Genomic DNA, 10,124 nt, shown 5'->3' on the forward strand with positions numbered 1-10,124 from the left:
GGAGTTTTAATGAAAGATATTAATATTCTGGCCCGATATTTATCGGCGGCAGTTTTGATCCCAGCCGCCTGTTTGGCCCTGAATATAAAGGATCTTCCGGCACCGGCCGGTTACCGAAGGCTGGAATATGCCGACAGTTCCTATTCGGCCTGGATACAAACGCTTCCGATAAAAGAAGACAATATTATATTGAGGCACGATGGAGAGCCGATAGGTTCGTTTTTTTATAATGTTCTGGCAGTGGTTGATCTGCCGCTACTGTTCAGCCAAGACCTGGAGCAGTGCGCCGACTGGTGTTTCAGGTTCAGGGCGGAATTTTATAAACAGACAGGCCGGTTGGACCGGCTGTATCTTTATGATTATAACGGCCTTCGCCGGTATTATCGGAATAGCGGAAAAAATATCAATAGTTTTTTAAGGTGGGCCATGAGTAATGCCAATTCATACTCATTGAAAAAGGGATGTCTGGCCATTGACTCAGCGGAGCTGAGGCCGGGGGACATGCTGGTGCAAAATCAAAGGGGCGGGGTGGGCCATGTTTCGGTTATTATTGATGTTTGCCAAAAGGATGAAAACGAGCGTCTTTATCTGATAGGCTATGGTTTCATGCCGGCCCAACAGTTTCACATAGAGAAGGGCGGAGCGGAGGGCTGGTTCGCCCTGGCGGATTATCGGAAATATTTAAAAATGCACTTTGCTTTCGGGGAGCCGGCATACCGGCGCTTTTAGGCTATTGCTATGCTGGGGGATGGGTTTTGTTGGAGGTAGATATAAATAAATGAAACAAAAATGGTATTATTTATGTAATTCATTATAAGACGTGGCTTTTAAATCATAAGACGGAGTCAATATGAAAAAGATAATATCAATAGTTTGCCTTTTTTTGCTTGGAGCCGCCATTCCACTAATGGCACAGGAGGAAGGCTCAAAACCGCAAAAGAGCGTTGATATCCGGCAAATAGAGATTGCGCCGAAGATAGACGGGGTGATCGAGGACCTGTGGCTGTCGGCTGATTCGGCGATTAATTTCATCCAGCATTCGCCTTATGAAAAGACCGCTCCAACCGAGCCGACAGTGGTCTACCTGCTACAGGATGACGAGAACCTTTATGTGGCTTTCCGGTGCCATTCGCTTAAAAATCCCCCGGTGGCCTGCTTTACCAAAGATGAGGACTATGTGATCATCAAGATAGATCCTTTCGGCAGCCGGACCAGCGGCTATTTCTTTCTGGTCTACGGTAGCGGCCTTTTCTGGGAGGGCCTGATCATGGACGACGGACGCAGCCAAGACCTTTCCTGGGAGGGGATATGGTATAACGCAGTGAAGATGTATCCCGACAAAATGGAGGTGGAGATGAAGATCCCGTTCAAGACACTGCGTTACAAGAAGGGCCTTAAAGAATGGGGTATACAATTTGCCCGTCACATTGCCACCACCTTTGAAAATGACTACTGGACCGAAGTCACCCAAAAGGACGACGATCTGGTGTCCCGCTGGGGCACGGCCCAGAACATCAATCCCCAATCTTCCGGATACTATTTTGAACTTTACCCCGAGGGATTTTTCCGATACGAGGATTTCCGCGGCCAAACCACAGACAGAAAGATTAATGGCAGTTTGACTGCCAAATGGGACCTGACTCCCCAGACCAGCATCAATGCCACGGCCTATCCCGATTTTGCCCAGATAGAATCAGACCCGTCTTCGGTCAACTTATCCAGATACCCCACCTACCTGCAGGAACAGCGGCCTTTCTTTGTGGAGGGGCGGGAGATATTCCGTTTTTCGGAATTCCAGGGCAGCGGGTTCTTTCAGCCGCTCAATATTTTTTATTCACGCCGGGTTGGAAAATCCATTGACGGCGGAGCAGTGCCGATTATTGGCGGTTTGAAAGCAACCCATAAAACAACGGAATGGAACATCGGAGCGCTGGCGGCATATACCGAGAAATACGACTATAGTTATTGGGGCCAGCCCACCACCGAACCGGAAAGAAAATTCGGGGTGGTCCGGGCTGCCAGACGAATATTTAACAATTCCGATGCCGGCCTTTTGTTCAGCGGGATGTCGGCCAATGCAGATGAATATAACTACGCAGTAGGCTTGGATGCATCTTTGCGTAAAGGACCAAACCAGTTGATCATGCAGGGAGCTTACAGCGATGAGTCAGGTAAAAAGGGGATGGCGGTAAGTACCGGCTTCCGCGGGTTCATCGACAAGTTCTTGATCATGTCGGCATACGAGGCGGTGGATGATTCCTTCTCGGTGGAAGGTATCGGCTACGTACCCTGGGCCGGGAGACAGCGGGCCTTACTGATAAGCGGCCCTTTTTGGACCTTCAAAGAAGGATCTTTACGCAATTTGTACATAGCGCCGGGCTTTGCTCGGACAAGAGAGCCGGGCAGTCCCCGATGGTCTACCTTCGGCTCGTTTACAATCAATCCCAACTGGAGAAACAATTGGGGAGCAAATCTGGAAGGAAATTACGGAAGGAGTTTCGAGCTTATCTACGATCCTTATGTAGATTCCACTTATTGTATAGATTATATCAGCCGCGATATAAATTTTAATTTCTGGGGCATGTTAATGGGGAACAACGTCAACGGAGGCTGTAATTATAATTACAGTTATAATTATGCCAGAAAGTACCCGGCTTATCAGGGATCGAATTGGCTCACCTTCAGCTATTCCATAATTTCTCCGCTGAGCACCACTCTAACTTCGATGTTATGGGTCGAATGGAATCAGGATAAAAAGATAGAGGCTATGACCCCGATCTTTCGTCCTCGGATGGATTACCGGATAACCGCAAAAATGACGCTTTCGGTGTTCAATGAAATGGTGGCCGCTACACCGGAAACCGAATTTGGGAAGACCCGGCTTCAGACCGACCGGTTTGGACTGTTATATTCCTGGAACTTCTCTCCAAAAAGCTGGCTGTACGTGGCTTTGAACGATTACAATTCTCTGGATTATACCGCAAACCCAGATGGGGAAATGACCCAGAGGTATGCCATCGGGGCCATCAAGGCCAGATATTTGCTGTATTTCTGATCGGCTGATCCATAAAGATAAAGCCCCGCTTTAGAGCGGGGCTTTTATCTTGGATATTTTTCTCAGTCGTTCCAGTTCATTGGGCTTGCATGGTCGGGATTGGCCGACCGGAGTATTATCCAATCTCAACGGCCCGAAGGCAACCCTCTTCAGGTGGTCCACGTGGAGGTTGAGGGCGCGAAGCATCATCCGCACCTCCCGTTTCTTCCCCTCCTTGATGGTTATCTCCAGCAGGGTGTTGTTCTTGGGCCGGTCGATTGACAAGATCTTTACCTGGGCCGGATCGTAGGATTCACCCAGGTAATCAACCCCTTTTCTTAGAGGCTCAACGTCGCTGTCCCGCAGGATCCATCGGACCAGAGCATGATAGGTGCGGGGAACCTCGTTGCGGGGATGGGTGAGGTACTCTATCATGTCGCCGTCGTCGGTCAGTAACAAGAGCCCTTCGGTGTCCTTATCCAGCCGTCCCACGTATTTAAGTTTCCTCATGTTGCCCGGGAGCAGGTCATAAATGGTCTTTCTTCCCTCGGGATCGCTCTTGGAGCAAAGGCAGCCGGCCGGCTTGTTGAATATAAAATAGCCGGCTCGCTGCGGCAGGCGAAGGATCTTCCCGCCGACGGTAACGATATCGTTATAAATATCTATTACGGTGCCCAGCTTATCAACCACTTTGTCGTTGACCCTTACCTGTCCGCGGGATATCATCTCGTCGGCCTTGCGGCGGGAGGCCGCGCCGCACATGGAGAGATATTTATTTAACCTTGCCCTTGTTTCGCTCATTGGATAACCACCTTATGATAGCCTTTCTTTCCTTTTCGGATCATCATGATCCCGTCCTGGAACAGGTCACCGGTGACCTTCAGGTCGATGCTTTCAACTTTAGCGGAGTTCACATACAGGCCTCCCTGGGCGATAAGCCGACGGCCCTCGCTTTTAGTGGGAATTATCTGACAAGCAAATAAAACATCTATGATGCCCTTGCCCAGAAGGTCTTGGCCGATCGGCGAGGTGGGGACATCCTGCATATCGGCCCCGCCCTCAAAAAGGGTCTCGGCGGCTTTCTGAGCCTTTTGGGCCTGATCATCGCCGTGCACCATTTTGGTCAGCTCGTAGGCCAGTATCTTCTTGGCTTGGTTGATCTCCTGATCCTTCAGGTTGCCCAGGCGGTTGACCTCGGCCATGGGTAAAAAAGTCAGCAGGGCCAGGCATCGCGTTACCTCGCTGTCGGCCACATTGCGCCAGTACTGGTAGAAATCGTAGGGCGGGGTCTTTTCCGGATCCAGCCATACGGCCCCTTTTTCTGTCTTGCCCATCTTCTTGCCGTCGCTGGTGGTTAGCAAAGTAAAGGTCATACCCAGAACCGGCTTGGCCTCGATCTTGCGCACCAGCTCCACCCCGGCGATAATATTGGACCACTGATCGTCGCCGCCCAGCTGCAGGGTGCAGTTATGTCTGCGATACAGCTCCAGGAAATCGTAGCCCTGCATTACCATATAGTTGAATTCCATGAAGGTCAGGCCGTGCTCCAATCGCGCCTTGAAGCACTCGGCCTGCAGCATGCGGTTGACAGAGAAGTGGGACCCGATCTCCCGTAAAAAATCCACGTAATTCAGGCCCATCAGCCAATCGGCATTGTTGGCCATGACGGCCTTGCCGTCCGAGAAATCAATGAATTTCTCCATCTGCTTCTTGAAGCATTCGGCGTTGCGGGCGATATCCTCCTTGCCCAGCATTTTCCGCATGTCGGTTTTGCCGCTGGGGTCGCCCACCATGGTGGTGCCGCCGCCCAACAGGGCAATGGGCTTATGGCCGTGTTGCTGCATGTGGCTCATGGCCATCAATTGCATGAAATGACCCGCGGTCAGGCTGCCGGCGGTGGGGTCGAACCCTATGTAAAAGGTGACCTTTTCCTTCTCCAGAAGCTCCCGGATCTCATCCTCATGGGTCATCTGTTGGATGAAGCCCCGCTCTTTTAAGACATCGAACACGGACATAATTTTAAAATCCTTTGATTTTTGAACGAGAGTAAGGATACCACTTTTATTGGCCAAATGCAAATGAAAAGCCCCGCCGTGGAGGCGGGGCTGACCTCACCCCGCCATTAGCAGGCAGCCCATATAGGCGGGCAGGCCTACCCTCTCCTAAGGCATTAGGAGAGGGTAGCCGTAAGGCCGGGAGAGGTTTACTTTATCAGCACCATTCTTCGGGTGATGGCCTTTCCCGCCGTCTCCAGGCGGTAGATATAGATACCGGCCGAGACCTTTTGCCCGTTTTCGGTCCGGCCGTTCCAAACAGCCCGGTAATAACCGGGGGCCTTATTTTCACTCACCAACGTTTTTACCAACTGTCCGGTGATGTTATAAATCCTCAGGTTCACATCGCCGCCACTGCCGCTGACCTGATAGAAAATATTGGTGCCGGAGCGGCTGAAGGGATTGGGGTAGTTCTGCAGCAGATAGGGCTGGCCATCGTCCGGCACCGCCGGGGTCATGATAAAGGTGGCCACCGCGCCTTGGGCCGGGGTGGTGGGCCCGGAACAGCGGACGGTCCAGACATCGCCGGTGTGCGGCCTTAAATTCCACAAGGTGGAGATGTTGCGCAGTGATCCACCATTGCGGCGGTTGAAATAGATGATGACCCCGGCGATGTACATGCCGAAACGCGAGGTGCTGATGCTGTCAACATAGCCGGCGCAGGTGGTGGCGGTGGGGTTGAAGCACCAGGAGGACTGGGTCATGTTGGCCTTGGTGACCCCGGTCTCCAATGGCACCTCGATATTGTTGGTCATATCCCACACCGTGGCGGTGATAGTGCTGCCGCTGGGATTGGTGCCCACCGTTCCGCTGCTGTCGCGCCAGCGGATCTCGAAGTCGCTCCCCCGCCACTGCCAGGCGTTGATGCTGGCGGTAAAGTTGCTGTTCAGCGCTCCGTAAGCCTGGGCGAAGATGCTGTCGGCCGGATAGACCCCGGTGACCGACACCGTGTCGCAGACCGCCTGGCTGTTCAGATAGTACAGGTATGGCTGGAAGGTCAGTCCTCCGAATGGCAGCTGGTCATGGGGGGCGCCGTAGTACTCGACCTCATAATAGGGGAGCACGCTGGAAAGATAATTGTGCCGGGGCGTTAGTTTAACCGTGTCCAGTAATGCGCCGGCGGAGTTGTGAAGGAGTCCCGTATAGACCGGGTAGTTTATCCCGCCGCTGGAATATTTGGCCATGGCCCCCCAGCGCAATTTAAAGCTGTCGCGCCTGACCGCCGCTGGGTCTGCAACCTTGAGGGTGTAAAAATAATCCAGCGCCCCGCCATGGCGGCTGTCGGAGCCGCCGTCCACCCGGACGGCGATATTGGGCGGCAGGTAGCCGATGGGGTTTTTCCAGGGGACGGCCGCCCGGGCGTTGTCCCGGGGATCGCCTTTTGAGCTGGCCCGGCATTTGCGGGTGAAGCAGGCATAGGGCTGGTAGTCATAGGCCGAGACGCCGTAATAATATGTCCTACCGTTGACCAAACCTTCGTCCAGCAGGCTGTAGATCAAACCCCGGTCGGCCCCGATGGTGTCGTAGACCGGCAGGTAAAAGGTGGTGTCAACAGTGAAGTATGAGGCCTGGCGGGTGTCCAGCACGATCTGGATGCCGTCGTTCTTGTCGTAAAAATATCCCCCGGCCCCGATACTGCTTCTATAAAAAGTTCCCACCGGGCATCTTTGTTCCGGATCACTTAGGTCTGCAATATTGTTCGCCCTATAGATCAGGTATCCCTGGAAGTCGTAGGGCTGATAAAGGTCCTTTTGGCTATAAAAGGCAAAGCTGGTATCGGTGCCTCCGACGGGATTGGGGTCTTCCCGGGCGATCCGGGCATAGGTGGCCGCCCCGGTCTTGATCTCGAAGGAATCAACCAGCAGCTTGGCCGAGTCCGGCAGGTACTGCCAGGTGCCCCTGAAATAACAGTGCCAGGCCACTATATCGGGCATTTGTTCCCAATAGGGATCGGGCGTGGTCTCGGCGGTCTTGTCCCAGCTTAGGTAGGCTTTCCCGTTGCCGGGGGTGACGGACAGGCCGGGGGCGGCCGGGGGCAGGGCCAGGACAAAATCGTTGTCGTAGATGACCTGGGCCACGTCCGAGGCGATCTTGAGGGCGGCGGTGTCCAGGGCACCGATGATGCCGATGCAGGTGGTGACCACCGAGTCGGGCTTGAGGGTAAAGGGGCCGCTGGACATTAGAAATCGTTTGTCCCCCGGCGGATCGGCGCCCCACTCATCGTAGGCGTCCGGGATCCGATCCCAGTAGTTGATGCCGGACATCTCAAGATATCTTTCTACGTCGTTTTTTGGGTCTTGGTCTATGGTAAATATTTTAAAAGCGGTCAGTCCCAGTTGGGCGCCGGGCGGAATTGAGTGTGGAAACTGATTGTCCAAGATATTCACCGTATTTCCGGTGTTGTTGATGGGGCTCTCGAAATACCGGAACCCCACCACCCCTGTCTTATCCCAGCCCGGTTCATTAGTGGTTTGATATTGCATGGCCAGATTGCGGGTGTAGTCAAATGCGGTCCGGTCGTTGGCGTTGGGATTGGCCTCGTCACCAATGTCGCAGTCGGCGGCCGGGCCCAGATAGACCTTATTCAGGGTTTTGTCAGAGATGTTCTTTACTTTAAAATAAAAGAATACGATATCTTTATTATCGGCATAGTTCCAGGCATAGGAGAATTGCTCGACCATAACATAGAGCATGCCGCTTCCGCCAAAGTTGCATTCCGGATTCTCATCACAGTACTGACACCAGCTGTCCTGATCGGAGCGGATAACCTTCTGCCCATTCTCCAACACCGGCCATTCGGTCAGATCGGCCGGGTCGGTTGAAAGATAGACCCTTACTCTGGGATCGGGCTCAAACCAAAAGGGATAATACGGATAGGGATAGAATTCGGATCCTCCGCTGGCGCAGTCATAACCCTGGGATATGGCGGTGTCGCCAGTACTGAGAATTGCGCCGATCCACAGTCCGGCGCCGTATATGTAGCCGTGATTTGGGTTGCGCCAGAATCCGCCGGAACCTGTCTGCGGATCCACAAACGGTCCGCGATTGGTGGTGTATATTTTCCAGGCGTTGGCATTGAGAATCCGTGTGGACAGGTCTTTCGGCGGGGGCGGGGCCTTGCCCGAGGGGAGGGCGTAAAGGAGGCCGGAGGCGGCAATCGTTGCCGCCGTGAAAAACAGAAACCATCGTAGGGTCTTCATGATACCTCCCGACAGGTTTTAGAAAAAAGCATTGCTATGGAATTATAATATATCCCGCGACCGCCATTGTCAAGGACAAAAACAGAACAGCCCCAATTTTCATCGGGGCTGTTCGTGGGATTATTTTATCAGCACCATTTTTTTGGTGATATTCTTTTCCCCGGCCTGCAGGCGATAGATGTAAATCCCGGCAGAGACCTTTTGGCCCTTGTCGGATTGTCCGTTCCAAGCGGCATTATAACGGCCCGGCGTTTTATGCTCGTTGACCAAAGTTTTTACCAGCTGGCCGGCGATGTTATAGATCTTCAGGCTGACCGGAGCGGAGCCGCTGCCGCCGATCTGGTAGCTGATGCTGGTGCCGGAACGGCCGAAGGGGTTGGGGACATTAGGTAATAACTGGTGCAGAGTTAGGTATGGCTCATCATGGTTTGAAAAGACACCCAATGTATTTTCATCGTAATATTTCTGAGCAGTGTCGGAAAGGGCCTTAAGAATTGTGGTATCAAGGGCCGCCATTACTGCAACGCACAGTTTTGCCGTTTCGTTCGGTTCAAGGTTGAACGGCCCGCTGGCCATGACAAAGCGCTTGTCACCCGGATCATATGCTCCCCACTCATCGTAGGCATCCATCACCAGGTCCCAATAATTAATTCCGGCCATCATCAAGTAGCGTTGATTTGGCACATTAGGTGCTAGGTCCACGGTTATCAATTTAAAAGCAGTCATTCCCAGAACACTATCAGGCAGAATGTTATGTGTATATTGGTTGTCTGTTACCTGCACAGTGACGCCCGTGTTGTTGGCGGGACTTTTTACGAACCTAAAACCCACTACGCCGGTGGTGTCCCACCCGGGCTCGGAAGTGGTCTGGAACTGCATGGCCATATTGCGGGTGTAATCAAAGGCGGTACGATCGTTGGCATTGGGATTGGCCTCATCGCCGATATCACAGTCAGCGCCCGGGCCGAGATAGACATTAGTCAAGGTTTCACCGGAGATATTCTTGACCGCAAAGTGAAAGAAGACGATATCTTTAAGGCCGGTGGTATTCCAAGCATAACTGGTTTGAACAACCTCGACTTTTACCAACGATGTTTCGCCATAAGCCCAGCACGCCGGATTAAGGTCGTTATAACGTGAGTAGCTGTCCTGTTCAGACCGTATTATAGGATTTCCGCCGCTATCACGCAGCTGCCACTGGGAAAGATCCAACGAGTCAGTTGATAGATATACTCTAGCGGTAGGGTCTGTAAGATAGTCGGTCCAGTCTCCGGTGGTATCAACCGGGCCGAATTCGTAACCACCCGAGGCGCAATCATACGCCCTGGTTTGTAATGTATCCCCGGTCTGGTTGATGGCACCTATCCACAGCCCGGCGCCGTAGATGTAACCGTGTCCCGAACCGGTCGGCCAGGTGCCGCCGCAAGTTGTCTGGGGATTTACAAAAGGCCCGTAATTGGTGGTGTAAATTGTCCAGGCATTGGCATTCAGCGCTCGGGTTGAAAATATTTTACTTGGAGGCGGAGTTTTGCCAGAGGGTAGGGCCTGCAGGGCCGGGGCGGCAGCGAAAAATATCACGGCCCATACCCACAGAACATGTACAGAGTGAAAGGATCTTCTCATTTTACCTCCATTTAAGAAATATAAAAGCTCCAATTTTCATCGTGGCTTCTATTTGGGTGATTATTTTATCAGCACCATCTTTTTAGTTAATGTTTTATTACCTGCTTGAAGACGATAAATATATATTCCGGCTGAGACCTTCTGGCCCTTGTCGGATCGTCCGTTCCAAGCGGCATTATAACGGCCCGGCGTTTTATGCTCGTTGACCAAAGT

The 10,124-nt window shown here is 52.6% G+C and carries 7 protein-coding genes; 2 read left to right on the plus strand and 5 right to left on the minus strand.

Going from position 1 to position 10,124, the window contains the following annotated elements:
* Nucleotides 1–9: 9 nt before the first annotated feature.
* Nucleotides 10–729, plus strand: a complete 720-nt coding sequence (locus KJ869_07775; GenBank protein MBU1577089.1) for a DUF4846 domain-containing protein — start codon at nt 10–12, stop codon at nt 727–729.
* A gap of 178 nt (nt 730–907) precedes the next feature.
* Nucleotides 908–3,055 (plus strand): carbohydrate binding family 9 domain-containing protein, encoded by a 2,148-nt coding sequence (locus tag KJ869_07780; protein MBU1577090.1) that lies wholly within the window; start codon nt 908–910, stop codon nt 3,053–3,055.
* A 30-nt stretch (nt 3,056–3,085) separates the two neighbouring features.
* Here KJ869_07780 and KJ869_07785 read toward each other — a convergent pair whose 3' ends face one another.
* The 5 genes from KJ869_07785 to KJ869_07805 all read right to left on the minus strand — a co-directional run bounded on the left by KJ869_07785 (nt 3,086) and on the right by KJ869_07805 (nt 10,121).
* Nucleotides 3,086–3,835 carry an rRNA pseudouridine synthase gene (locus KJ869_07785; protein ID MBU1577091.1) on the minus strand — a complete coding sequence of 250 codons (750 nt, stop codon included), beginning with the start codon at nt 3,833–3,835 and terminating at the stop codon, nt 3,086–3,088.
* Complete coding sequence (locus tag KJ869_07790) at nt 3,832–5,052, minus strand: tyrosine--tRNA ligase (GenBank protein MBU1577092.1); 1,221 nt, start codon at nt 5,050–5,052, stop codon at nt 3,832–3,834. Before KJ869_07790 ends, KJ869_07785 begins: the two co-directional genes overlap by 4 nt.
* Nucleotides 5,053–5,237: 185 nt before the next feature.
* The gene (locus tag KJ869_07795) at nt 5,238–8,288 is read right to left on the minus strand and encodes a T9SS type A sorting domain-containing protein (protein ID MBU1577093.1); all 3,051 of its coding nucleotides are present in this window, start codon (nt 8,286–8,288) and stop codon (nt 5,238–5,240) included.
* A gap of 120 nt (nt 8,289–8,408) precedes the next feature.
* Nucleotides 8,409–9,911 carry a T9SS type A sorting domain-containing protein gene (locus KJ869_07800; GenBank protein MBU1577094.1) on the minus strand — a complete coding sequence of 501 codons (1,503 nt, stop codon included), beginning with the start codon at nt 9,909–9,911 and terminating at the stop codon, nt 8,409–8,411.
* Between the two features lie 60 nt (nt 9,912–9,971).
* Nucleotides 9,972–10,121: a T9SS type A sorting domain-containing protein gene (locus KJ869_07805; protein ID MBU1577095.1), complete on the minus strand. Its 150-nt coding sequence runs from the start codon at nt 10,119–10,121 to the stop codon at nt 9,972–9,974.
* Nucleotides 10,122–10,124: the final 3 nt, after the last annotated feature.

Source organism: Candidatus Edwardsbacteria bacterium, assembly GCA_018821925.1.
In the GTDB taxonomy this organism is placed as follows: Bacteria; Edwardsbacteria; AC1; order AC1; family EtOH8; genus UBA2226.